24 protein-coding genes are annotated in these 22,923 nt (G+C 67.5%); 11 read left to right on the plus strand and 13 right to left on the minus strand.

From position 1 onward, the window contains the following. Positions 1 to 83: 83 nt before the first annotated feature. Together ACXJKJ_RS11255 and ACXJKJ_RS11260 are read left to right on the plus strand one after the other, a co-directional pair. A complete protein-coding gene (locus ACXJKJ_RS11255) occupies positions 84 to 632 on the plus strand; it encodes an N-acetyltransferase family protein (protein ID WP_457352881.1) in 549 nt (182 codons plus the stop codon). After that, positions 629 to 1,057 (plus strand): TM2 domain-containing protein, encoded by a 429-nt coding sequence (locus ACXJKJ_RS11260; RefSeq protein WP_056201911.1) that lies wholly within the window; start codon positions 629 to 631, stop codon positions 1,055 to 1,057. Before ACXJKJ_RS11255 ends, ACXJKJ_RS11260 begins: the two co-directional genes overlap by 4 nt. Here the strand turns inward: ACXJKJ_RS11260 and ACXJKJ_RS11265 are convergent. From ACXJKJ_RS11265 to murJ, 10 genes are all read right to left on the minus strand, one after another. After that, entirely contained in the window at positions 1,051 to 2,061 is a 1,011-nt protein-coding gene (locus ACXJKJ_RS11265; protein ID WP_056201908.1) for an inorganic phosphate transporter, read from the minus strand. The two genes, ACXJKJ_RS11260 and ACXJKJ_RS11265, sit on opposite strands and share 7 nt — an antisense overlap. A gap of 90 nt (positions 2,062 to 2,151) precedes the next feature. After that, entirely contained in the window at positions 2,152 to 2,799 is a 648-nt protein-coding gene (locus ACXJKJ_RS11270; RefSeq protein ID WP_056201905.1) for a DUF47 domain-containing protein, read from the minus strand. A 58-nt stretch (positions 2,800 to 2,857) separates the two neighbouring features. Further along, positions 2,858 to 3,214 (minus strand): DMT family protein, encoded by a 357-nt coding sequence (locus ACXJKJ_RS11275; protein WP_056201903.1) that lies wholly within the window; start codon positions 3,212 to 3,214, stop codon positions 2,858 to 2,860. 15 nt (positions 3,215 to 3,229) lie between these two features. Further along, positions 3,230 to 3,706: a 2-amino-4-hydroxy-6-hydroxymethyldihydropteridine diphosphokinase gene (gene folK, locus ACXJKJ_RS11280; RefSeq protein ID WP_457390150.1), complete on the minus strand. Its 477-nt coding sequence runs from the start codon at positions 3,704 to 3,706 to the stop codon at positions 3,230 to 3,232. After that, positions 3,703 to 5,238, minus strand: a complete 1,536-nt coding sequence (gene pcnB / locus ACXJKJ_RS11285) for a polynucleotide adenylyltransferase PcnB (RefSeq protein ID WP_457390151.1) — start codon at positions 5,236 to 5,238, stop codon at positions 3,703 to 3,705. Before pcnB ends, folK begins: the two co-directional genes overlap by 4 nt. Then, a complete protein-coding gene (locus ACXJKJ_RS11290) occupies positions 5,235 to 5,903 on the minus strand; it encodes a histidinol-phosphatase (RefSeq protein WP_457390152.1) in 669 nt (222 codons plus the stop codon). The genes pcnB and ACXJKJ_RS11290 overlap by 4 nt, the downstream gene beginning before the upstream one ends. Then, on the minus strand, positions 5,900 to 6,598 hold the full coding sequence (gene hda / locus ACXJKJ_RS11295; protein WP_457324811.1) for a DnaA regulatory inactivator Hda: 699 nt from the start codon (positions 6,596 to 6,598) through the stop codon (positions 5,900 to 5,902). Before hda ends, ACXJKJ_RS11290 begins: the two co-directional genes overlap by 4 nt. A gap of 7 nt (positions 6,599 to 6,605) precedes the next feature. After that, on the minus strand, positions 6,606 to 7,664 hold the full coding sequence (locus ACXJKJ_RS11300) for an AI-2E family transporter (protein WP_457390153.1): 1,059 nt from the start codon (positions 7,662 to 7,664) through the stop codon (positions 6,606 to 6,608). A gap of 29 nt (positions 7,665 to 7,693) precedes the next feature. Beyond that, positions 7,694 to 8,551 (minus strand): SirB1 family protein, encoded by an 858-nt coding sequence (locus tag ACXJKJ_RS11305; protein WP_457390154.1) that lies wholly within the window; start codon positions 8,549 to 8,551, stop codon positions 7,694 to 7,696. Beyond that, on the minus strand, positions 8,551 to 10,113 hold the full coding sequence (murJ, locus tag ACXJKJ_RS11310) for a murein biosynthesis integral membrane protein MurJ (protein ID WP_457390155.1): 1,563 nt from the start codon (positions 10,111 to 10,113) through the stop codon (positions 8,551 to 8,553). Before murJ ends, ACXJKJ_RS11305 begins: the two co-directional genes overlap by 1 nt. Positions 10,114 to 10,233: 120 nt before the next feature. Between murJ and rpsT the strand changes: the two genes are divergently transcribed. After that, positions 10,234 to 10,530: a 30S ribosomal protein S20 gene (gene rpsT / locus ACXJKJ_RS11315; RefSeq protein ID WP_056201882.1), complete on the plus strand. Its 297-nt coding sequence runs from the start codon at positions 10,234 to 10,236 to the stop codon at positions 10,528 to 10,530. A gap of 88 nt (positions 10,531 to 10,618) precedes the next feature. Here the strand turns inward: rpsT and ACXJKJ_RS11320 are convergent, their stop codons facing one another. After that, positions 10,619 to 11,494 (minus strand): alpha/beta fold hydrolase, encoded by an 876-nt coding sequence (locus ACXJKJ_RS11320; protein ID WP_457352897.1) that lies wholly within the window; start codon positions 11,492 to 11,494, stop codon positions 10,619 to 10,621. 76 nt (positions 11,495 to 11,570) lie between these two features. Next, complete coding sequence (locus tag ACXJKJ_RS11325; protein ID WP_457352899.1) at positions 11,571 to 11,909, minus strand: DUF3579 domain-containing protein; 339 nt, start codon at positions 11,907 to 11,909, stop codon at positions 11,571 to 11,573. Between the two features lie 150 nt (positions 11,910 to 12,059). Between ACXJKJ_RS11325 and ACXJKJ_RS11330 the strand changes: the two genes are divergently transcribed. Beyond that, positions 12,060 to 13,265, plus strand: coding sequence for an acetylornithine/succinylornithine family transaminase (locus tag ACXJKJ_RS11330; RefSeq protein WP_457390156.1), 1,206 nt, complete (start codon positions 12,060 to 12,062; stop codon positions 13,263 to 13,265). Further along, complete coding sequence (gene argF / locus ACXJKJ_RS11335) at positions 13,262 to 14,224, plus strand: ornithine carbamoyltransferase (RefSeq protein WP_056201873.1); 963 nt, start codon at positions 13,262 to 13,264, stop codon at positions 14,222 to 14,224. The genes ACXJKJ_RS11330 and argF overlap by 4 nt, the downstream gene beginning before the upstream one ends. A 67-nt stretch (positions 14,225 to 14,291) precedes the next feature. Here argF and ACXJKJ_RS11340 read toward each other — a convergent pair whose 3' ends face one another. Continuing rightward, a complete protein-coding gene (locus tag ACXJKJ_RS11340; protein ID WP_457390157.1) occupies positions 14,292 to 14,861 on the minus strand; it encodes a PEP-CTERM sorting domain-containing protein in 570 nt (189 codons plus the stop codon). A gap of 160 nt (positions 14,862 to 15,021) precedes the next feature. Between ACXJKJ_RS11340 and ACXJKJ_RS11345 the strand changes: the two genes are divergently transcribed. From ACXJKJ_RS11345 to ACXJKJ_RS11370, 6 genes are all read left to right on the plus strand, one after another. Continuing rightward, positions 15,022 to 15,477, plus strand: a complete 456-nt coding sequence (locus ACXJKJ_RS11345; protein ID WP_457390158.1) for a copper chaperone PCu(A)C — start codon at positions 15,022 to 15,024, stop codon at positions 15,475 to 15,477. Between the two features lie 103 nt (positions 15,478 to 15,580). Continuing rightward, positions 15,581 to 17,863 carry a hypothetical protein gene (locus ACXJKJ_RS11350; RefSeq protein WP_457390177.1) on the plus strand — a complete coding sequence of 761 codons (2,283 nt, stop codon included), beginning with the start codon at positions 15,581 to 15,583 and terminating at the stop codon, positions 17,861 to 17,863. Between the two features lie 161 nt (positions 17,864 to 18,024). After that, entirely contained in the window at positions 18,025 to 18,882 is an 858-nt protein-coding gene (locus ACXJKJ_RS11355) for a peptidylprolyl isomerase (RefSeq protein WP_457390159.1), read from the plus strand. Beyond that, positions 18,879 to 19,838 (plus strand): HupE/UreJ family protein, encoded by a 960-nt coding sequence (locus ACXJKJ_RS11360; protein ID WP_457390160.1) that lies wholly within the window; start codon positions 18,879 to 18,881, stop codon positions 19,836 to 19,838. Before ACXJKJ_RS11355 ends, ACXJKJ_RS11360 begins: the two co-directional genes overlap by 4 nt. Beyond that, complete coding sequence (locus ACXJKJ_RS11365; protein ID WP_457390161.1) at positions 19,835 to 20,461, plus strand: TIGR02466 family protein; 627 nt, start codon at positions 19,835 to 19,837, stop codon at positions 20,459 to 20,461. The genes ACXJKJ_RS11360 and ACXJKJ_RS11365 overlap by 4 nt, the downstream gene beginning before the upstream one ends. Next, positions 20,458 to 22,887: a fused MFS/spermidine synthase gene (locus ACXJKJ_RS11370; protein ID WP_457390162.1), complete on the plus strand. Its 2,430-nt coding sequence runs from the start codon at positions 20,458 to 20,460 to the stop codon at positions 22,885 to 22,887. The genes ACXJKJ_RS11365 and ACXJKJ_RS11370 overlap by 4 nt, the downstream gene beginning before the upstream one ends. Positions 22,888 to 22,923 lie beyond the last annotated feature (36 nt).

Genomic DNA, 22,923 nt, shown 5'->3' on the forward strand with positions numbered 1-22,923 from the left:
CCGCAGCCATCTGCGACCAGAGCCGAAAACCCAGCATTATAAACTCGATCAAGCTCCTCTTGCGCAGTCCCCAAAACCGACAAATGTCACAGCCCGCCCCCATCACCCTGCCCCTGACGATCCGCCCCAGCACTGACGCCGACTTGGCCGCCATCCAGGCCATTTACGCCCACGCCGTGCTGGAAGGCACCGGCACCTTCGAAACCGAGGTGCCCGGAGTCGACGAGATGGGCCGCCGCCGCGCCGAGGTGCTGAGCCGCAATCTGCCCTGGCTGGTGGCCGAGCGCGGCGGCGAAGTGCTGGGCTATGCCTATGCCAACTACTTCCGCCCCCGCCTGGCGTATCGTTTCTGTGTCGAAGACTCGATCTACCTGTCACCCGCCGCACAGGGCCAGGGCGTGGGCCGGCTGCTGCTGGCCGAACTGATGGCCCGCTGCGAAGCGGCCGGCGCGCGCCAGATGCTGGCCGTCATCGGCGACGCGGCCAATGCCGGCTCCGTCGGCGTGCACACGGCGCTTGGCTTCGAGCACACCGGCGTGCTGAAAAGCGCAGGCTGGAAGTTCGGCCGCTGGCTGGACGTCGTGTTGATGCAGCACACCTTGGGCCTGGGTGACAGCGCCGCCGCCGAATGAGCGGCGTCACCAAACACAAGGCCGTTGCGACCTGGCTGGCCTTGCTGGTCGGTGTCTTCGGCCTGCACCGCTTCTATCTGTATGGGCTCAAGGACCGCTGGGCTTGGCTGTTCCCCGTGCCGACGCTGCTCGGTCTGCTCGGCGTACAGCGCATGGACACCCTCGGCCAGGACGATCGCCTGGCGTGGTTGCTGATTCCGCTGCTGGGCGCCAGCCTCGTCGCCGCCCTGCTCGGCGGCATCGTCTACGGGCTGATGCCGGATGAGCGCTGGAACGCCCGCTTCAATGCTGGCCGGCCGGCCAGCACTGGCGGCTGGGCCGCCGTCATCGGCGTCGTGCTCTGCCTGCTGTTCGGCGGCACGGCGCTGATGGCGACCATCGCCTTCAGCGCCCAGCGCTATTTCGAATCGCAGGCCGGTCAGTAGAGAATGAAACTGACCCAGTAGCAGATGCCGGCCATCAGCGCCGCGGCCGGGATCGTGAAGATCCAGGCCCAGACGATGCTGCCGGCCACGCCCCAGCGCACGGCCGACGGACGCTGCACCGAGCCCACGCCGACGATGGCGCCGGTGATGGTGTGCGTCGTCGACACCGGGATGCCCAGAGCCGTCGCCAGGAACAGCGTGATGGCCCCGCCCGTCTCGGCACAGAAGCCGCCCACCGGTTTGAGCTTGGTGATGCGCTGCCCCATCGTCTGCACGATGCGCCAGCCGCCAAACATCGTGCCCATGCCGATGGCGATGTAGCAGGCGACGATGACCCAGCTGGGCGGTGCCTTGTCGCCGACGCTGACCATGCCGGCGGCGATCAGCAGCATCCAGATCAGGCCGATGGTCTTCTGCGCGTCGTTGCCACCGTGGCCCAGGCTGTACAGGCCAGCCGACACGAGCTGCAGCCGCCGGAACCAGCGGTCGATGCGTATCGGTGACTTGTGCCGGCAAACCCAGGCCACGATGACCATCATCAGTGAACCCAGTAGATAGCCCAGCAAAGGCGACACGATGATGAAGGCAACGGTCTTCCAGATGCCACCAGCGACAAGGGCCGACGGCCCCGCCTTGGCGACGACGGCGCCGGCAATGCCACCGATCAGCGCATGCGAGGAACTGGACGGGATGCCCCACCACCAGGTGATGAAGTTCCAGGCGATGGCGCCGATCAGCGCACCAAAGACGACATGGTGATCCACCACGCCCGGCTCGACGATGCCCTTGCCCACGGTGGCCGCCACCTTGAGCTGGAAGATGGCGATCGCGACGACGTTGAAGAAGGCGGCGAACAGCACGGCCTGCTGCGGCTTCAGCACGCCGGTGGAGACGACGGTGGCGATGGAGTTGGCCGCGTCGTGGAAGCCGTTCATGAAGTCGAACAGCAGGGCCAGCACGACCAGCAGGGCCACCACCCAGAAGGCGATCTCAGCGGATGCCATGTCAGCGGCGCGCGGCCGTCCGAAGGCGCTGACACGCCCCCTCGGGGGGCAACGAACGAAGTGAGTGTGGGGGTCGATTCATCTCGGCGGTCAGGAGTTCTCGAGGACGATGCCCTCGATCAGATTGGCGACGTCTTCGCAGCGGTCGGAGATGGATTCGAGCTGCTCGTAGATCGCCTTGAGCTTGATCAGCTCGCGCACGTCCTCCTGCTCGCGAAACAGACGAGACATCGCCGAGCGCATGACGCGGTCGGCGTCGGACTCCAGGCGGTCGATCTCCTCGCAGGTCTTGAGGGCTGCTTCGGTCGTGGCAGGTTTGCTGAGGTGCGGCAGCAGCGTCACGGCATGCTGCACGCGCTCGCAACAGCGCACCGACAGCGTGCACAACTGCAGAACCTGCTCGGGCACGGCGCGCACATCGTAGAGCGACAGCGTCTCGGACGAATCCTGCAGCAGGTCGACGATGTCGTCCATCGCGTTGATCAGGCCGTGGATCTGCTCGCGATCAATGGGCGTGATGAACGTGCGGTGCAACAGCCGGTTCACCTCCGCGGTGACGCGGTCGGCGGCATGCTCGGCCTTGTCGACCTCGTCGGCGTACTGCGCGCGCAGCGCTGGGTCGGCATAGTTTTCAATCATTTTCTGGAAGGCGCGCGCACCTTCCAGGATGAAGCCACCGTGCTCATTGAACAGCTCAAAAAAATTGCCCTCACGGGGCAGCAGCTTGCCAAACAGCATGGGCGTCCTTGATCTCTCGAAGGGTCGGAGTTTACCGGGCGCCGTCACCGAACCGTCATCAAGCCGACCTGAAGATGAAGTAGACAGCGCCCATCAGACACAAACCCGCCCAGAGGAAATCCAGCTTCAGCGGTTCACCCATGTAGTACAGGCTGAAGGGCACGAAGACGGCAAGCGTGATGACTTCTTGCGTGATCTTCAGCTGGGCCAGGCTGAAGCCGGCGCCATGGCCGATGCGGTTGGCCGGCACCTGAAGCAAGTACTCAAACAGCGCGATACCCCAGCTGATGAGGGCGGCTATCCACCAAGGCTTGGTCGCCAGGCCCTTGAGATGGCCATACCAGGCGAAAGTCATGAAGACGTTGGACAGCAGCAGCAAGCCGACGGTCTGCCAGCCGGCGAGGGTCGAGAACATCGTTGTTTCTCCGAGTCAGAGGGACAGTGGGCCGAGCCGCTCGATGCGCTGGGTCTGCCAGCCCTTCCCCGCCGCCAAATGCACCAGCTCCGGCGCTATCTCCAGCAGCGGGCGCAACACGAAGGCGCGTTCGCCAAGGCGCGGGTGGGGCAGCGTCAGCCGTGGCGTGTCGAGGGTCAGCTCGCCATAGAGCAACAAGTCGAGATCCAGCGTGCGCGGCGCATTGCGGTAGGGCCGCTCCCGGCCGTGCGCCAGTTCGATGGCCTGCAGCGCGTCCAATAGTTCAATGGGTAGAAGCGTCGTGTCCAGTGCCACGACGGCGTTCAGGAAGTCCGGACCGCCAGCATCCACCGGCGCGCTGCGCCAGACGCTGGACAGCGCCGCGACATGGCTGCCCGGCAGCGCCGCAAGGCGCAACGCTGCCTGCGTCAACGTGGCAGAAGGGTCGGCGCCCAGGTTGGCGCCCAGTCCGACGTAGGCGCGCGAGCTCACTCGGCGGCAGTTGCGGGCGCTGCGGCGCCCTCCCCGCCACCCGGCTTGCGGCGGCGACGGCGGCGTTTCTTGGCCGGCGCGTCATCGGCCGCCGGCTCGGTTTCTTCACCGGCCGGCGCCTCGGGACGCGGTGCACGCACGACGCGAGGCTGCTTCTGCTGGGTCGCACGGGCGTCGGCCAGCAGGGCCTGACGGTCGTCATCGCTGCCCAGCGCAAAGTCCTCCCACCAGTCGGCCAGGGCCGGGTCGATCTCGCCGACGTCGGCGCGCAGGCGCAGGAAGTCAAAGCCGGCACGGTAGCGCGGCTGCTCGATGAGGCTGAACACACCCGAGCCGGTACGGCGCTCGAAGCGGGTCTGCATCATCCAGATTTCGCGCATGTCGGCCGCCAGCTTGCCGCGGCCGGAGATGTCGCCGATGCGGGCATCGAAGACGGCGTCGATCGCCTGGGCCAGTGCCGGCACTGGCGGCTCGCCGCCGTTGCGGATCTTGGTCCAGCGGTCCAGCACTTCATGCCAGAGCATGCAGGCGAGCATGAAGCTGGGGCTGACGCCGCGGCCTTCCTGCACGCGCCGGTCGGTGTCCTCGAAGGCCTGCCGCACGAAGTTGCCGCGAATGCCCTCGTGCAGGTCACCGGTTTCGGTCAGCATGGCGTCCAGCACTGCGAACACGCCGCGGCCCAGACCCAGCTTCTTCAACTGCGCGATGCTGGCCAGGGAATGGCCGGTCTGCAACAGCTTGATCATCTCGTCGAAGAGGCGCGAGGCCGGCACATTGGCCAGCAGCGCCGACGAGGCTTTCACCGGTGCCAGTGTCTTGGGCTCGAGCGTGAAGCCCAGCTTGGCGGCGAAGCGCACGGCGCGGATGATGCGGACCGGGTCCTCGCGGTAGCGGGTTTCGGGATCGCCGATCATGCGCAGCAGCTTGGCCTTGGCGTCGGCGAGGCCACCGTGGTAGTCCACCACCAGTTGGCGCTGCGGGTCGTAATACATCGCGTTGACCGTGTAGTCGCGACGGGCAGCATCCTCGATCTGCGGGCCCCAGACGTTGTCGCGCAGCACGCGGCCGCTGGCATCCACAGCGTGATGCTTGCCATCCAGCTCGGCTTTGCCCGTCTTCTCGTTGCCGGCGATGGCTTCCGATTCCGTCGGCAGCGCGCGGAAGGTCGAGACCTCGATCACTTCGTGCTCACGACCGCGGCCGTAGACAACGTGAACGATGCGAAAGCGCCGGCCGATGATGAAAGCGCGGCGAAACAGCCCCTTGACCTGTTCGGGCGTCGCATTGGTCGCGACGTCGAAGTCCTTGGGCCGCATGTTCAGCAGCAGGTCGCGCACGGCGCCGCCGACGATATAGGCCTCGAAACCCGCGTCGGTCAGCGTCTTGACGACCTTGACCGCGCGCTCGTCGAGCAGGTCGGGGTTGATGCCGTGGACTTCGGCCGTCACCTCCACCCGTTTGCCCAGCGGGCTGGTCTTCTTGGGGGCTGCGGCGGGTTTGCCAAGCAGTTTGTCGATGAACTTTTTGATCATGCGAAGAGGTGCAACTGGGGCCAGCCCCGTTCGGCGGCGATCGCGGCGAGGGTCGGGCTGGGATTGGTCGCCACGGGGTCGCTGACGCGTTCAAGCAGGGGCAGATCGTTGGTCGAGTCGCTGAAGAAGTTCACGCGCTCGAAATCGCGCCATTGTGCCCCCAGGCCCTGCAACCAGCCCTCGACGCGCGCGATCTTGCCCTCGCGGAAGCTCGGGATGCCGCGAATGGCTCCGGTGTAGCGCTGCTCGGCGTCGCGTTCCAGCTCGACGGCGATCAGGTGCTCGATGCCAAAGGCCGCGGCAATCGGCGCGGTGACGAATTCATTGGTCGCCGTGACCAGGGCGATGAGGTCGCCCGCTGCACGGTGCTTCTCTACCAGAGCGACGGCCTCGGGCCGCAGCGCCGGGCGCATGACCTCGGCCATGAAGCGCTCCCGCATGGCCAGCGCCTCGGCCAGCGGGCGGGAGCGCCAGGCGGACGTCGCGAAGTCGATATACGCCGGCAGGTCCAACGTTCCCGCGTTGTACTGGGCAAAGAACTCGTCGTTCTTCGCACCCCAGACCACGCCGTCCACCCAGCCCACCTCCACCATGAAACCACCGAAGGCATGGTCGGAATCCATGGGGATCAGCGTCCCATCCAGGTCAAACAGCGTGAGATTCATAAATTAGGGTCAGAGTCGATTTTTTCTTCAACGGCCTCGTCGGCCAGCATGGCCTTCAGCAGCGGCAGCGTCAGCGCGCGCTTGGCTGACATCGCGAATTCATCCAGCCGCTCGAGCAAGGCCATCAGCCCCTTGAGATTGCGCTCGAAGCGGGTCAGCAGATAGGACAGCACCTCGTCGCCGAGCAGCAGGCCGCGGCGATCCGCCTCGCGGCGCAGCACGGCACGCATTTCGGCCTCGCGCAGCGGTTCAAGCGCAAAGCTCGGGCCCCAGCCCAGGCGCGTACGCAGGTCTTCGCGCACGGCCAGGTCGACGGCTGGCGCATCGGCCGTTGCAACGACGGTATAGCCCTGCCCCGCCGTCGCTACAAAAAGGGCAAATGCGGCATGCTGCTGGCCGGCGTCAAAGCGCTGGCAATCGTCCAGCAGCAACAGGCTCTCGTGGGCTGGCAGCTCCCAGGGCAAGGCCGTCTCGGCGTCGTACCACGCGACGCGCTGGCCGGCCGCCTGCCAGCGCTCGGCCAAGGCCTGCAGCAGATGGCTCTTGCCCGAGCCGGTCGGGCCCCAGAGCAGCGCGGGTGGATCGCCCGGCTGCAGGCCCAGCAGGTAGGCCAGAGCCTCGGCATTGGCGCCGGGCAGGAAGTTGTCGAAGCTGTGCGCGGGCGGCGCCAGCAGCGCAAGCGGGATCTGCCTCATTGAACGGCTAACGGAACAGCGAACTCTCGAGATAGGCGCGATGCAGGCGCTTGACCGCGACTGCCGCCACAGCCGACAGCGGCAGCGCAATCAGCACGCCGACAAAGCCGAGCAGATGACCGAAGGCCAGCAGCGCGAAGATGACCATCAGCGGGCTCATGCCGATGCGCTCGCCGACGAAGCGCGGCGTCAGCACGAAGCTTTCCAGCAGTTGGCCGATGCCAAAGACGATGGCGACGGCGAGAACGCCATAAAGATTTGCGAATTGCAGCAAGCCTGCCAGCAGCGCCAGCACCAGGCCCAGGCCAAAGCCCAGATAGGGAATGAAAACCGCCAGGCCGGTGAAGACGCCGATGGGCAAGGCCAGATCGAAGCGCGCCAGCGCCAGGCCGACGCTGTAGAAGATGGCCAGAGCCCCCATGACTAGCAATTGACCGCGCAGGTACTGGCCCAGCGTCTCATGGCATTCGTCGAGGAAGCTGCCAACCGAATCGCGCGCCGCTGGCGGCACGAGAGCGCGCATGCGCTCGACCAGGCCGGGCCAGTCGTCCAGCAGATAGAAAAGCACGACGGGCAGCAGCACCGCATTGCCGATGAAGGCGAGCAGGAAGCTGCCGCCGATGCGGGCCGAGCTCAGCGCCGTCGCCAGCCACTCTTCGAAATTGGCATCCAGGTACTTCAGCACGAAGGCCTTGATGCTGGCCGGGTCGAGCTGCATGTAGATGCCGTGCTCCGCCAGCCAGGGGGAAAGCTTGTCATTGGCCAGCTTGGCCAATGCAGGAATCTGCTCGCGCAGCGCCGGCAGCTCTTTGCTGAGGATGGGCAGCACCAGCAGCACCAAGGCCAGCAGGGCCATCGCAAACAGCAGCTCGACCATCAGCACCGCCAGCGACCGCGGCACGCGCCGGTTCACCAGGGCCTGCACGGCGGGCGCCAACGCGTACGCCAGCACCAGGGCCGCGATGAAAGGCGCCAGCACGGGTGACAGCAGCCACAGCAGAAGAAAGACGCCCAGGGCGACACCGCCCCAGGCCAGGGCGGTGCGTTGGTGCTTGCTGAGCTTCATCATGGTGGTGGGCGGGCGGGCGCGGATTGTCACTGAAGCGGCGGCCGGGCCTGGTCAAGCAGCATCGCCAGGCGGGTTCGCAATCCCGCGGCGTCGGGTGCATCGCCCCGCTCGGCAAGATAGAAGGCCAGATCGTCGGCGGCAGCGGCAAAGGCGCGCAGCGTCGCCAGCACCAGGCCGCGATCGCGGCGCTCGACCGGGTCGCCCGGCAGCAGGATGACGAGGCGCTGTTGCACGGCTAGCAGCCGCGGCCAGTCCTCGGCGGCGCGGTGAACTTCCTTCAGATTGCGCAGCATGCGTGCCAGGATCTGGCGCTTGGATGCAGCGCGCAGGAAGAACTCCAGCGGCAACTCCAGGTCGGCGGGCAGCTCGCTGCCATGGCGGTAGACGGCCAGGCGCTCGTCCAGCCGCGTGGCTGACAACGATTCGCCCGTGAAGGGGTCGATAACGACCTCGCCAAGCCCGACGCGGCATTTGACGAGGAAATGCCCCGGGAAAGCGACGCCCGCAGCGCGCAGGCCCGCCTGCTCGGCAAGCTCCAACAGCAGCACGGCCAGCGTGATGGGAATGCCACGCCGCGTCTCCAGCACGCGATGCACGAAGCTGTTCTCGGCCGCGTAGTAATTGTTCAGATTGCCGGCAAAGCCGAGTTCGCCGTGGAAGAAACGTGTCAGCTGATGCAGCCGCTCGGCCGGCACAGTCTCCGGCGTGATGCGCTCACGCAGGCGGCGCGCCAGCGCATCCACCTTGGACAGCGCAGCCTGGACATCAAGCTGGGGATATTCGTCCTGGGCCAAGCTGATGGCGGCCTCGAGCAGATTGAGGCTCTCATCCTCCGCCACCAGCGTGGCAAAGTAGTCCAGCGGAGTCGGCGCTGCGTACTTCATCAGCTTGGGCGCCCGAGCGCACGGGGCCGCATGCCAACCAGCAGCAGCACCGCGAAATAGACGATGGCGCTGCCCGCCAGGCTGGCCGCCATGACGAGGCCGCGCCGGATCTCGTGCGCGCCGAGGCCGAGCCAGTCCAGCCTGCTGGCCAACTCCCATTGCAACAGGCCCATGGCTGCACAAGCCAGCACCACACGCAGGCCGAAGGCCAGCCAGCCGGGCTCGGGGCGGTAGCTACCCAGCTTCTTCAGCCCCCAGAACAGCCAGCCCGCGTTGACCAGCGCGCCCAGGCCGATGGACAGGGCCAGGCCCGCGACACCGATCCACGGCACGAAGACAAGGTTGAATCCCTGCGTCAGCACCAGCACGGCGACGGCGATCTTGGCCGGCGTGCCGGTGTCCTGGCGAGCGAAGAAGCCGGGCGCCAGCACCTTCACCGCGATCAGGCCCAGCAGGCCAACACCCCAGCCCATGACCGACTGCGCTGTGTGGGCCACGTCGGCCGCCGTGAAGGCGCCGCGGTGGTAGAGCACGGCCGTCAACGGTTCGGCGAAGACCAGCAGGGCCACGGCGCAGGGCAAGGCAAACAGCATCACCATGCGCAGGCCCCAGTCGAGCAGGCGGCTGTAGCGCTCGCTCTCGCCCGAAGCCTGAGCAGCGGACAGCTGCGGGGTCAGCACCGCGCTGAGCGCCACGCCGAGCAGGCCGATGGGGAATTCCATCAGGCGGTCGGCATAGTTCAGCCAGGATGTCGCACCCTCGCCGAGGCGGCTGGAGATCTGCGTGTTGATCATCAGCGACAGCTGGGACACACCGACACCCAGCAGCGCCGGCCCCATGCCCAGCATGACGCGGCTGACACCCGGATTGGCACGTGCCTCCCGCAAGCCTTGCCAGCTGAACCGCATGCGCGGCGTCACGCCGATGGCCCGCAGCGCCGGCCACTGCGCCAGCAATTGCAGCACGCCGCCGAGCATGACACCGAAGGCCATCGCATAGATACCCGGATAGCCCGCGCGCTCAAGCGGCCCGACCAAGGCCCAGCCGACGGCGACGACGCTGAGGTTGAGCAGCACCGGCGTTGCCGCCGGCACGACAAAGCGTCGCCAGGTGTTCAGGATGCCCGCCGACAGGGCCACCAGCGACATGCAGCCGATATAGGGGAACATGAAGCGCGTCATGACGACGGATGCGTCGAACGCCGGCTCCGGCAGCCCGCCGCCGAGCAGCCAGACCAAGAGGGGCGCTGCGACCACACCAATCACCGAGGTCGCCATCAGCGCCCATAACAGCACGGTCGCGACGGCGTCGATGAGGCGCTTCGTTGCCGCTTCGCCCTCGGTGGCCCGCGTCGCCGCCAGCAGCGGCACGAAGGCCTGCGAAAATGCGCCCTCAGCAAACAGACGTCGCAGCAGGTTCGGGATCCGGAACGCGACGAGAAACGCATCGGTCATTCCGGTGGCGCCGAAAAGGCCCGCCACCATGGTTTCGCGGACAAGGCCGGTGATGCGCGAGGTCAGGGTCAGCAGGGAAATGGTCGACGCAGCGCGCAGCAGATTCATGGCGGCGGATTATCTGTGTCGTGAATGGCGCCTTCTTCGATACTCGTCCCAGGCACTTGGCTTTAACCCTGATTTCGGGCTATACTCGTCGTCTTTGCACCAACTGGGTATAGATACAGCATGGCTACCAGCTCCAAAGCCAAGAAGAAGACGGTTCGCCTGGCGTCGGGTCTCAAGCGCGTCCGCCAGGACGCCAAGCTCAACGCCGCGAATACTGCGCTTCGCTCCAAATACCGTACGGTCGTCAAGAACGTGCAAAAGGCTGTGACCGCGGGCGACAAGTCCAAGGCCGCTGACCTGTTCAAGGCTGCCCAAGCCGTCATCGACTCTGTCGCCGACAAGGGCATCTTCCACAAGAACAAGGCTGCTCGTCACAAGAGCCGCCTGTCCGCCAAGATCAAGGCGCTCGCCGCCTAAGAAACAATCCAGCTCTGGTGCAAGCAAAGAGGCCCGCGCAAGCGGGCCTCTTTGCATCTGCGGCCCGCACCTGCGGGCCGCTTGCATTTCAATGCCACTCGCCTGGCACGACGCCCTGGATGCTGCGGTCGCGCAGCCACTCGGCGACGGCCCGGGCCACCCACTGCGGGTCATCCAGCGGCAGATCGTGGCCGGCCTTGGTGTGCAGGCGCAGCGGCGCTCCCCAGGCACGGCTGATGGCCTGCGAGCAACGCCAGTCGACGAGCCCATCCGCTTTGCTGCACAACAGCAGCATGGGCGCAGCCGGGCGAGTGCGGCTGGCGCGATAGCGCATGCTGGCGAGCAACTGGCGGGCCGTGTTGCGAACACCGAGCGGGTGCTGGCGCTGCAACTCCACCCAGCGGTCGATGATGGCCGGAGTCGGCGTCAACCGCGTCGTCAGGCTGAGCACCCTCTCCTCCCGCATACGGGCGCTGAAGCGACTCAGGGACAGCAGCAACAGGCCAAGATAGTTCAGCGGATGCGGCTTGCGAAACAACTCGCTGAAAGGCCGCAGGCTGGGGTTGATCAGCACGCCGGCCTCAACCTCGCTGGGATAGCGGCTCGCCCATTCGCTCAGCACCGCCCCGCCCAGCGACATGCCGACCAGCGACACCGGCCCATTGACGCCGAGGCGTTGCAACTGTTCACGGCAAGCATCAACGATGGCCAACACCTGGGTAGGACTGGCCTGGCGGCGCAGCGCACCCGTACCGGGCAGATCCAGCAGCAGCAGCCGGGACGCCGGTTGCAACGCACGCAATTCGCGCAGCAGATGTTCGGGGAAAACCCCCCAATGCCCGCTGGCGCGTGACAGGCCGCGCAACAGCACCCAGACCGGCGTCAGCGTGCGCTCCGCCGCCACGGCCGGCGCGGTGGGGAGCGGATCTGCGGCGATGGTGGCGGCGCTGGCGTTTATCGGCATGTTTCCAAACATTGCCGGCGAGGATAACGGCGCCCCGCCCAGGTGCGTCCTGGGACTCTTGCTAGGAGAGACGAAATCAAGCGCCCGATTTACCGCCTGGGCCGTCGGGCAGCAGGCAGGCGTCGGCAACTTGCAGGTTGTTGTCGCGCGCGAAGTTCATGACGAAGTCCCAGGCCATGGGTTCGAGGCGCTTGAGCTCTTCGTTGACGACAACGCACTTCACGCCGTTGATGACGGTGGGGACACACAGCGGCGAATAGCCGATGTAGGCACCAATGCCGCCGCGCGCGCCGCCGGGTCGAAAGCAGGACATTGCGCCCGCCAGCCGCTCGGCCCAGTCGCTCGGTCGGAAGGTTTTTCCATCCTGGGTGACACCTTGGATGAAGACTTCGCGCGGCGGGGGGGCAACGGTCATGGACAGAGGGGCTTCGCGGTACAGCGGGGCGCCGCTGCCAAAGACCGGTATTGTGCCTCGACGCCAAGCCATCTGCTGCGGCGCAGCAATTGCTGCGGCATCAACCTTAGAATCAAAAGTTCCTTTTTTCTCGACTCATCAGGAGACCCGATGAACGCTGTCCCTCCCTCGTCCGAGCCCCATGTCATGCYGACCTATGGCCGCCTGCCCGTTGCGCTTTCGCACGGCCAGGGCTGCTGGGTCTGGGACACGGAAGGCCGACGACTGCTGGATGGACTGGGCGGGATCGCGGTCAACACGCTGGGCCACAACCACCCGCGCCTGGTGCCGGCGTTGCAAGATCAGCTCTCCAAGCTGATCCACACCAGCAACTACTACCGCGTGCCGCTGCAGGAGCAACTCGCCGCCAAGCTCTGCGAGGTTTCGGGCCTGGCCAATGTCTTCTTCTGCAATAGCGGACTCGAGGCCAACGAGGCGGCGTTGAAGATCGCCCGCAAGTTCGGCCATGACCGCGGCAATACCTCGCCCGAGGTGCTGGTCTTCGAGGGCGCCTTCCACGGCCGCTCGATCGCGACGCTGTCGGCCACGGCCAATCCCAAGATCCAGGCCGGCTTCGGACCGCTGGTGCCGGGCTTCGTGCGCGTGCCGCTCAACGACATTGCCGCCCTCGAGGCCGCCCTGGCCGCTCACCCCAACATCACGGCCATCTTCCTGGAGACCATCCAGGGCGAAGGCGGCATCAACCCCGCCCGCATCGAGTTCCTGCAGGCCCTGCGCCGCGTCTGCGACGAGCGCGACCTGCTGCTGATGCTGGACGAAGTGCAATGCGGCATCGGCCGCACCGGCAAGTGGTTCGCCCACCAGTGGGCCGGCATCAAGCCGGACGTGATGCCGCTGGCCAAGGGCCTGGGTTCGGGCGTGCCCATCGGTGCTGTCGTCTGCGGCCCGCGCGCCGCCGACGTGCTGAAGGCCGGCAACCACGGCACCACCTTCGGCGGCAACCCGCTGGCCATGCGCGCCGGTGTCGAGACGTTGAAGATCATGGAAGAGGACGGCCTGCTGGCCAATGCCGAAGCCGTGGGCGCCACGCTGCGCGGCGCCCTCGCCGAGGGCCTGGCTGGCGAGTCGGGCCTGGTCGAGATCCGCGGCCAGGGCCTGATGCTGGGCATCGAGTTGGATCGCCCGGCCGGCCCGCTGCTGGGTCAAGCCCTGGATGCCGGCCTGCTGATCAGCGTGACGGCCGACCGCGTGGTGCGCCTGCTGCCACCGCTGATCCTGACGCACGACGAAGCGCGCGAAATCGCTGCCCGCCTCGTGCCGCTGATCAAAGCGCTGCTTGCGCAGCCCAAGCCATGAAGCCGGGGGATGCACTGATGCGTCACTATCTGCAGTTCAAAGACCTGCGCGCCGAGGAATACGCCCACCTGTTCGACCGCGCCGGCATCATCAAGCGCCGCTTCAAGAACTACGAAAAATACCAGCCGCTGCAGGACCGCACGCTGGCCATGATCTTCGAGAAGGCCAGCACGCGCACGCGCGTCAGCTTCGAGGCGGGCATGTACCAGATGGGCGGCTCCGTTGTGCACCTGACGACGGGCGACAGCCAGCTCGGCCGAGCCGAGCCGGTGGAGGACTCGGCGCGCGTCATCAGCCGCATGGTCGACATCGTCATGATCCGCACCTTCGAGCAGAGCAAGCTCGAGGCGTTTGCGGCGCATTCGCGCGTGCCGGTCATCAACGGCCTGACCAACGAGTACCACCCCTGCCAGATCCTGGCCGACCTGTTCACCTTCATCGAGAACCGCGGCATGGACCGGCGCGGCGCCATCGACATGGACTGCCTGAAGGGCCGTGTCGTCGCCTGGGTGGGGGACGGCAACAACATGGCCAACACCTGGCTGCAGGCGGCCGAGATCCTGGGTTTCAAGGTGCATGTCAGCACACCCAGCGGCTATGGTGTGGACCCGGCAGTGGCCGGCATCAAGGACGCGAGCTGCTACCGCGTGTTCAACGACCCGCGCGAGGCCTGCGACGGCGCCGACCTGGTGACGACCGACGTCTGGACCAGCATGGGCTACGAAGCCGAGAACGAGGCCCGCAAGGCTGCGTTCGCGGATTGGTGCGTGGACACGCAGATGATGGCTCGCGCCAAGCCGGACGCCCTTTTCATGCACTGCCTGCCGGCTCATCGCGGCGAGGAAGTGGCGGCGGACGTCATCGACGGACCGCAGTCGGTCGTCTGGGATGAAGCGGAGAACAGAATGCACGTGCAGAAGGCACTCATGGAGTACCTGCTGCTTGGACGCATTGGCTGACACGCCTCATCTCGAAAGCAAAAAGCCGGCTGCGAACAGCCGGCTTTTTCTTTTGGGCGCTCGCTGATCAGGCGCGACGGCGGCGGGCCAGCACCAGGGCGCCCCCGGCGAGCAGCAGTGCGATGCTGCTCGGCTCGGGGACGGCGGAGATGTTGTCCAGCGCGGCAACGCCGTTCGTGCCAGTCAGGTCGAAGGACAGTGCCGTGCCGCTGTAGCTCAGGATCTTCTGGGACCAGGTCGAGTAGTCACCGGTCGCGGTCAGCGTGATGGTGCCCAGAAGCGAGCCTGAACCGTTCAGGCCCGAATAGGCGCTGATGGTGGCCGTGTCAGTGCCGGCGTAATAGAAGCTCAGCCCGCCGGCAACGCCAGCGGCGACATTCATGTAGGCAGCCGTATTGACGACCCCACCGAGCTGCACGAAGGCCACACCGAGCGGCGACGGTGCATTGCCGAAGTAGCTGAAGTTGGCGTCGTTGGACAGCCCCAGCACATTGGTGAAGGTCACGCCGTCGGCCGCGTAGGTGTTGGCCACCTCGTCGCCATAGGACCAGTTCTTTTCAAAGTCCACGGACAGCGGAGCGGCCGCGAAAGCCGGCGAGGCCAGGCCAAGGGCCAGGGCGAGAGTGGCGAGCTTCATTGAAAACTCCAGAGCTTGAAGGTTGAGGCGGCAAATGGAAGAACGCCGCTGCGTTTGAATCGGGCCGGAGTGTGGTGGTCAAAGACGACAGGCGCGTGACGCCCGAGAGTCATCGGCTTCGTCACAGCGCCGTCACCTGCGCCTGCGATGGTTGCCGCCCATGCCCGCCTCTCCCCTGCCCCGCCGCCGACTGCTGCTCGCCGCCAGCGCTGCCTACCTGGGCTTGGCCCGCCCGGCACGGGCCTGCGAGTTCTTCAGCAGCCATCTGCGCATCTGGCACCCCTGGACTCGCACCGCCCGCGTCGACGCCGACACGGCCGTGCTGTGCATGCGCTTCGATGAGGTGCAGCGCGCGGATCGCTTGATCGGCGTCGAAACCCCGGTGGCTGCTGGAGCACGCCTGGCCGGGCCCGGCGCACCCGCCAAGGCGCAAGACTTGTCCCTGCTGATCCAACCAGGCCAGACGCTGGAGCTGACCGAGGACGGCCTGCACATCGAGCTGCTCGATCTGCAGCAGCCGCTGCAGATCGGCCGCAGCTATCCCCTGCGGCTCATCTTCGAGTCTGCCGAGCCCGTCAACGCCACGCTCAACGTCGACTTCGCCGGCTTGCGCTGAACGCGTCTCAGCAGCGTCGCGATGCCGTCACGCCAGGGTCACGGCCGCTTCCTAGCATCCGCCCCGTTCCACGCCTCCCCTATTCCCTTTCGGAGCCGCTTCCATGCCCCACTATTTCACCAAGAGCCAGATCGCCTTGGCCGCCGTGGCTGCCCTCAGCAGCATCGTCGTCATCGCGCCGACCGTCGCCACCGCCGCAGGCAAGACGCCGGGCAAATATGTCTCCGGTGACTTCCACAACCACACCACCTGCTCGGACGGCTCGATCTCGATGCAGAAGCTGGTGAAGAAGGTCACCGACAAGTCCGAGACGCCCTGGGGCCTGGACTGGTTCGTGCAGGCCGGCCACGGCGGCAATGGCAACCGCAATTGCACATTGGTCGAGGACGCTTCGCTGTCCACGCCGGCCTTCCCCTATGTCGCCGGCCAGGGCCCGACGACGACCTGGGCCAACAGCATCGGCGCGGCCAACCTCAAGGGCAACGGCGGCGGCGTCGGCGGCACGGGCAACATGTGGCGCTGGCAGTCGCTGCAGGAGTACCAGTACCCCGTCATCGAGTACCTCGCGGCCCAGAAGAACCTGCCGCTGTTCCTCGGGCTGGAGTCTGTCGTCGCCGGCCATGAGCACAGCTCGATGTCGGTGATCACTGGCCAGATGCCGGCCTCCGTCGACTCCGTCACGCTGCCCACCGCCCCCGGCTATTCGCCGCTCGGCAACGCCAACGCGCTGGCCCAGTGGTCCTACTGCTTCGACCGCAACGACACCGACACCAGTCGCGGCAACGTGACCGGCTCGAGCACGGGCAACAACTGGACTTGCGCCAACCCGAACAGCGCCGACTCCACCTCCGCCATCCTGGGCTGGAGCGCCACCGGCCAGAAGCTCATTCCCGCCACCGGCACCGGCGTCGGCACGCGCGGCCACCTCAAGACCGTCGAAGCCATGAAGTGGATGGCGAACTTCCACGGCAATGCCAGCTACTACGTGCCCGCCCACCTGGAGCGCGCCGGCCCGTTCAACCCGAACGGCAACAACGGCTACAACATCGAGCACCTGCGCAACTTCAACAACGCCGCGCCCAACGTCGCCTTCGGCTTCGAGTCGCAGCCGGGCCACGGCGCGTCTGACAACCGCGGTGAGTACCAGGTCAAGCGCAACAATATCGGCGGCGTGCTGACCGACTCCGTCGGCGGCACCACCTACGGCGGCACCGGCGTCTATGCAGGCCAGGTCGGCGGCGTCTGGGACGCCCTGCTCGGCGAAGGCCGCGGCTTCTGGTTCTTCGCCAGCTCCGACTGGCACAACCGCGGCCAGTTCGGCCCGGATGACCGCCGCTCGTCGCAGGACTTCTACCCCGGCGAATACCAGCGCACACACGTGCTGGTCCGCAACGGTGCCGACAAGCTGCGCCCGCAGACCATCGTCGACGGACTGCGCACCGGCAACGCCTGGGCGGCCTCCGGCCAGCTGATCGACCGCCTGGCGTTCGTGGCCTGCGCTTCGTACCCGGGCATCGCCGCCCGGACGAACGCCTCCGTCGAGGCGATTGCCGTCGCCGCGGCGACCAACGCCACCGACATCGACAAGACCGGCTGCGTCACCATGGGCGAGAAGCTCGCGGTCCGCCCTGGTGCCGAGATCGTCGTGGCCGTCGTGCTGCGCGACCCGGACGGTGCGAACTTCGCCCCCTACTCGTTCCCGAACCCATCGCTGCTGCAGGTCGGCATCAACCAGCCGATCAACAAGCCGGTGCTGGACCACGTCGACGTCGTCCGTGGCCTCGTGACCGGCTACAGGACGCCCGGCTCGGCCGACTACGCCGGCGAATGGCCGCGTAACACCGACTGGCTGCGCGCCGACGGCAGCACCGCAGGCCTGTCGGCCGTGCCGGCCGCCGCCAAGAACACGTCGGCCGCCATCCTGAAGACCTTCAGCGGCAACGGCGGCTCGGCCTGGACTCAAGTGTCGTCAGGCGTGGACAACAGCGTCTTCCTGAAGATGAGCTTGCGCATCCCGGCGGTCCAGGCCTCGCAGTACGTGCGCCTGCGCGGCACCAACATGCCGGCTGCCGTGCCCTACGAGACGGACGCCAACGGCAACCCGCTGGCCGACCTGTTCACCAACGCCAACGACACGACGATGCTTCGCATCCCCTGTACGACGGTAGCCACCAACCTGCCGGCCGCTGGCGCAACCTGGACGCAGGCCAACGGCACCATCAACGGCTGCCCGGCTCACCTGGCCACGGCCACCGGCGCGGGCAACCCGATCGTGGGCCAGAAGGCGGTGTCCTACGACGTCGCGGCCTGGGCCGACCTCTGGTTCTACAGCAACCCGATCTACGTCGAAGTGGCCAATTCGGTCGCCGTCGCAGGCGTCAAGTAAAGGAGCCGGGAGCCCTGCTCCCGACAACACTTGCCAGGGCGCCGCAGCGATGCGGCGCCCTTTTTTCGTCGCGCGTGCGCGTCCCCAGCGGCCACGCTTGTCGTCAATTTGTCTTGCAGCGTCGATAGCATCCGCCGCCTGTGCCCCGCCCCCAGAGACCGATGTCCGCCCAGCTTTCCTTGACCCCCACCGCCAAGGCGCCGCCCCGCCTATCCGGCCTGCCGAACTGGACCCGCGAACCGCTGTTGCACTTCCTGCTGCTGGGCGCTGCCCTGTTCGGCGCCGACCGCCTGCTCAACCGCGACACCGCGGGGTCCAACGAGATCGTCATCAGCGCCGAAGTCGATCGCGAGGCCCGCGAGCTGTTCAAAGCCAAGCGCGGCCATGAGCCCAACGCCGAAGAGACCGCCGCGCTGCGCAAGGTCTGGCTCGACAACGAGGTGCTCTACCGCGAAGGCCTGGCGCTGCAGCTCGACAAAGGCGACACCGCGATCCGAGAACGCGTCATCTTCAAGGCGCTCAGCGTGGTCGACGGCGGCACCCAGCTGCCGCCGGTCAAGGAGCCGGTGCTGCGCGACTGGTTCGAGAAACACCGCGCCCGCTACGACGAGCCGGCACGGTTCGACTTCCAGGAGGCCGTGCTGGGCGACGAGGCGAACGAGGCGGCCGTGCGCACTTTCGTCGACCTGCTGAACAACGGCGTGCCGGGCGACACCAAGGCCGGATTGCGCGTCTTCAAGGGGAGGCCGCACAGCAACCTGTTGCAGAGCTATGGCGAGGACTTCGCGAAGGCACTGGAAGGAGCCACCGCGGGCCAATGGCTGGCGCTCCAGTCGCGCGAGGGCTGGCACGCCGTGCGGCTGGACGCCAGCAGCGGCGCCAGACCGGCCAGCTTCGAGGCGCTGCGCGGCGTGGTGCTGCAGGACTGGACGGACGCGACCCTGGCCGTCCAACGCAGCGCCGCAGTGGCAGCCCTCGCCAGGAAATACACCGTCAAGGTGGAGGCGACTGCCCCATGAAGCGCGGGTGGATGTGGTTGCGTGCCATGCTGTGGCTCGCCGTTGCGGCCGCCGCCCTGCCCGCCTCGGCACACGAAATGAGCATGGCCGAGCTGCAGTTGCGCGAAACGCAGCGCGGCGAATTCGTCTGGCAGTGGTCGGCGGGCGAAAAGCGCCCGGTGGGACAGGATCTGACGGCGGTGTGGCCACAAGGCTGTGCGGCCCAAGCCAACGCGCTGCGCTGCGGCGAGCAAGGCCTGGCCGGCACGATGTCGGTCAAGGGCGTCGGCGAACGCTACTCCGCGGCCGTCGTCAAGGTCGTCTGGATGAACGGCGACACCCGCGTCTACACGCTGACCAAGGCCCAGCCCACGGTGCAGCTCTACGGTGCCGCCAACGACCCGCGCGGCATGGGCGAGATCGCCAGCGCCTACACGCTGCTGGGCGTCGAGCACATCCTCGGCGGCATCGACCACCTGCTCTTCGTCATTGGCCTGCTGTTCCTCGTCGGCTTTCGCCGCCGCCTGGTCTGGACTATCACCGCCTTCACGGCCGCCCACAGCCTGACGCTGGCGAGCAGCGCCCTGGGGCTGCTGACGCTGCGCTCGGCACCGGTGGAGGCCAGCATCGCGCTATCCATCGTTCTGGTGGCTGGCGAGGCGCTGCACAAGCGCGACACCCTGGCGGGGCGCTGGCCAGCCCTGGTCGCCTTCCTGTTCGGCCTCGTGCACGGCCTGGGCTTTGCCGGCGCGCTGAAGGAAATCGGCCTGCCCGAGAACCATCTGCTGGTCGCGCTGCTGACCTTCAACGTCGGCGTCGAACTGGGCCAGCTGATGACTGTCGGCTTCTGCTGGTGCCTGTGGCGCCTCAGCGCCCGCTGGCCGGCCACGCAGCGGCTGCGCACGGTGCTGCTCTACATGATCGGCAGCGCCGCGGCTTACTGGTCGTGGCTGCGCATCGCGGCAGTTCTGGCATGACAGACGAAGTCATCGGCCTTTTCCCGGTGCCGCTGCTGCGCGCGCCGGGCGTGCTGCCCGTGCCCCTCGTCAATGCGCTGATCGACCACTTCAGCACTCGCGCGCTGCAGGCCAACAATAGCTCGGGAGCCCTGTCGCACACCCAGATGCTGCAGCCCGGCGACAGCCCGTTGCTTGTGCAGGCCGCGGCGCTGATCACACCCAAGATCGCCGAGTTCGGCCGCCACCTCTTTGGCGAGACCCTGGGCTGGGCCATCAAGGAGATGTGGGTCAACGTGCTGGACACCGGCGGGCGCCAGGCCATGCACAACCACGCCAACAGTTTTGCCTCCGGTGTGGTCTACCTGACCGCGACCGACGACTCGGCCCGCACCGTGTTCATGAAGTCGCCCGGCGGCCATGACTTCGCGCTGAAGAACGACCACGCCGGCGTGACCGCCGGCCCCTACAACGCCGAGAAATGGGTCGGCCCCGCGCCCAGCCCGGGCGACATGGTGCTGTTCCCCAGCTATCTGATGCACGCCGTGCCGCCCAACGCTGGCGGGCGTCGCATCAGCTTGGCCTTCAACGCGATCCCGACGCGTTTGGAGAGCTGGGGCTATACGCTGAGCTTCAACGCTTGAAGCATCTGGCTTTACTGCTGATGGCCGCGTCCGGCTTTGCCGGGCTGGGCTACCAGATCGTCTGGACGCAGCAGCTCGGCCTCGTGCTGGGCCATGAATCGGCCGCCGTGCTCGCTGTCGTCGCCGCTTTCTTTGGCGGGCTGTCGCTGGGGTCATTGCTGCTGGGCCCACGCATCGACGCGAGCCCACAACCGCAGCGCTGGTATGCCGCCTGCGAGGCGCTGATCGGCCTCTGGGGCGCGGTGCTGATGGCTGCCATGCCCATGGCCAGCAACGCGGCGCTCGCGCTGATCGGCCCCGATGCCGCGCCACTGTGGCAATGGAGCGTTGCCTTTGCAGCGAGCTTTCTCCTGCTGCTGCCGGCCACCGTCGCGATGGGCGCCACGCTGCCGGCCATGGCGCGCATCGGTACCGCCGGCGTCGCGCCGCTGTATGCCGCGAACACACTGGGCGCCGTCGCCGGCGTGCTGGCCACCGCCTTCTGGCTGATTCCGAATTGGGGGCTGACACGCAGCGCAGGGCTTTGCGTCGCCCTCAACCTGGGCTGCGCATTGCTGGCCGGCGTTTCATTGCAGTCCCGCCCCGCGCCGGCGCCTGCCTCACCGACATCGAGCCGGCCACTCGTCCTGCTGGCCCTGAGCGGGTTGCTCGGCATCGCCTACGAAGTGCTGGCCGTGCGCGTGCTCAGCCAGGTGGCCGAGGACACCGTCTACACCTTCGCGTTGCTTCTGGCCGTCTATCTCGCTGGCAGCGCACTGGGCGCCGCAGCCCATGCACGCTGGCCAGCGCTGCGCAACGCGCCGCGCCTGCTGCTGGCCCTGGCCGTGAGCATCCTCCTCGGCATGGCCGCGCTGTGGAGCGCCGACGCGATCAAGTCATGGTTGCAGCCTGAGACGCTGGCCGCAGCACTGGCCACCGAGGCTGTGCTCGCCGTCGCCGTGTTCGCGCTGCCGACGCTGCTGATGGGCGCGCTGTTCTGCCAGCTCAGCGCCGACGCGTCCGCGGCCGGCATCGCGTTCAGCCGCGCACTCGGCGTCAACACGCTGGGCGCCACGCTGGCCGCGCCGCTGTTCGGCGTGCTCATCGCGCCGGCCCTCGGCCCCAAACTCGCCTTGATCCTCGTCGCAGCGGGCTATCTGCTGCTCCTGCCGGCCTGGCGCAGCTTCGGCTGGTCGCTGCCTGCTGCCGCCACCGCCGCGATTGCCGTTCTGGCACCGCCGCTGGCCTTCGTCGACCGCCCCGAGGGCGGCCGCATCCTCAGCTACCGAGAGGGCGCAATGGCCGCCGTCAGCGTCGTCGAGGACGCCACGGGCGTGGCGCGGCTGCGCATCAACAACCGCCAGCAGGAAGGCAGCAGCGCGACGCTGCATGTCGATGGCCGCCAGGCCCTGCTGCCGCTGCTGCTGCATCCGGCGCCGCAGCGCGCCCTCTTCCTCGGCCTGGGCTCGGGCATCACGGCCGGCGTGGCCGCGCGGCTGCCTGACGTGCAGGTGGAAGCCGTCGAGCTGCTGCCCGAAGTCATCGAAGCCTCCGCGCTGTTCCGCCCCGCGCTGAGCGATGGCCCCAGCCCGCGCCTGCATGCCGCCGATGCGCGCCGCTTTGTGCGTACCACTGCGCAGCACTATGACGTCATCGTCTCCGACAACTTCCATCCCGCCCGCAGTGGCTCGGGTGCTCTCTACACGGTCGAGCATTTCCGCGCCGTGCGCGAGCGGCTTGCGCCGCAAGGCCTGTTCTGCCAATGGCTGCCGCTGCACCAGCTCGACCTGGAAACGCTGCGCAGCATCACGGCGGCCTTCCTGCAGGCCTTCCCCGATGGCGCCGCCATCCTCGCCAGCAACAGCCTGGACACGCCCACGCTGGGTCTTGTCGGGCGAATCGGAGATACCCGCTTTGCGCCGAGGGTGGTGCCGGTGCTGGCGGGGCATTTCGGCCTTGGCGACAGCTTCGCCGTGCTCGGCAGCTTCATCGCCGACGCCCCAGCGCTGCGCCGCCTCGCCGCGGACGCGCCGCTGAACACCGACGACCGCCCCTGGGTGGCCTACCGCGCACCCCGCGTCACCTATGCGCCCGACTCCGCACCGCGCGACCGCCTGCTGGCGCTGCTTGGCGAGGTGAGTGTCGACATGGGCACGCTGCTCGCCCAGCCGGATGCCGCAGCGGCCGCGCGCCTCTCGGCCTACACCCAGGCCCGCCGCGACTACCTGGACCTGGGCCGCCGCACCACACCCAGCGCAGACCCGGCCGTCATGCTGGCCCGCGTCGGCCCGCCGCTGCTGGCCGTACTGCGCCGAAGCCCCGACTTCCAGCCCGCTGCCGAACCGCTGCGCCGAATCGCGCAAGCGCTGGCCCCGCGCGACCCGGCAACCGCGCAACGCCTGCTCGCATCCCTGGCCGATATCCGCCCCGATCTCGCCTCCCCCTGACCCGGTGTTGGGCCGGCGTCAGCCCTTCGTGGCAAG

It is taken from the genome of Roseateles sp. P5_E1, from assembly GCF_054049335.1.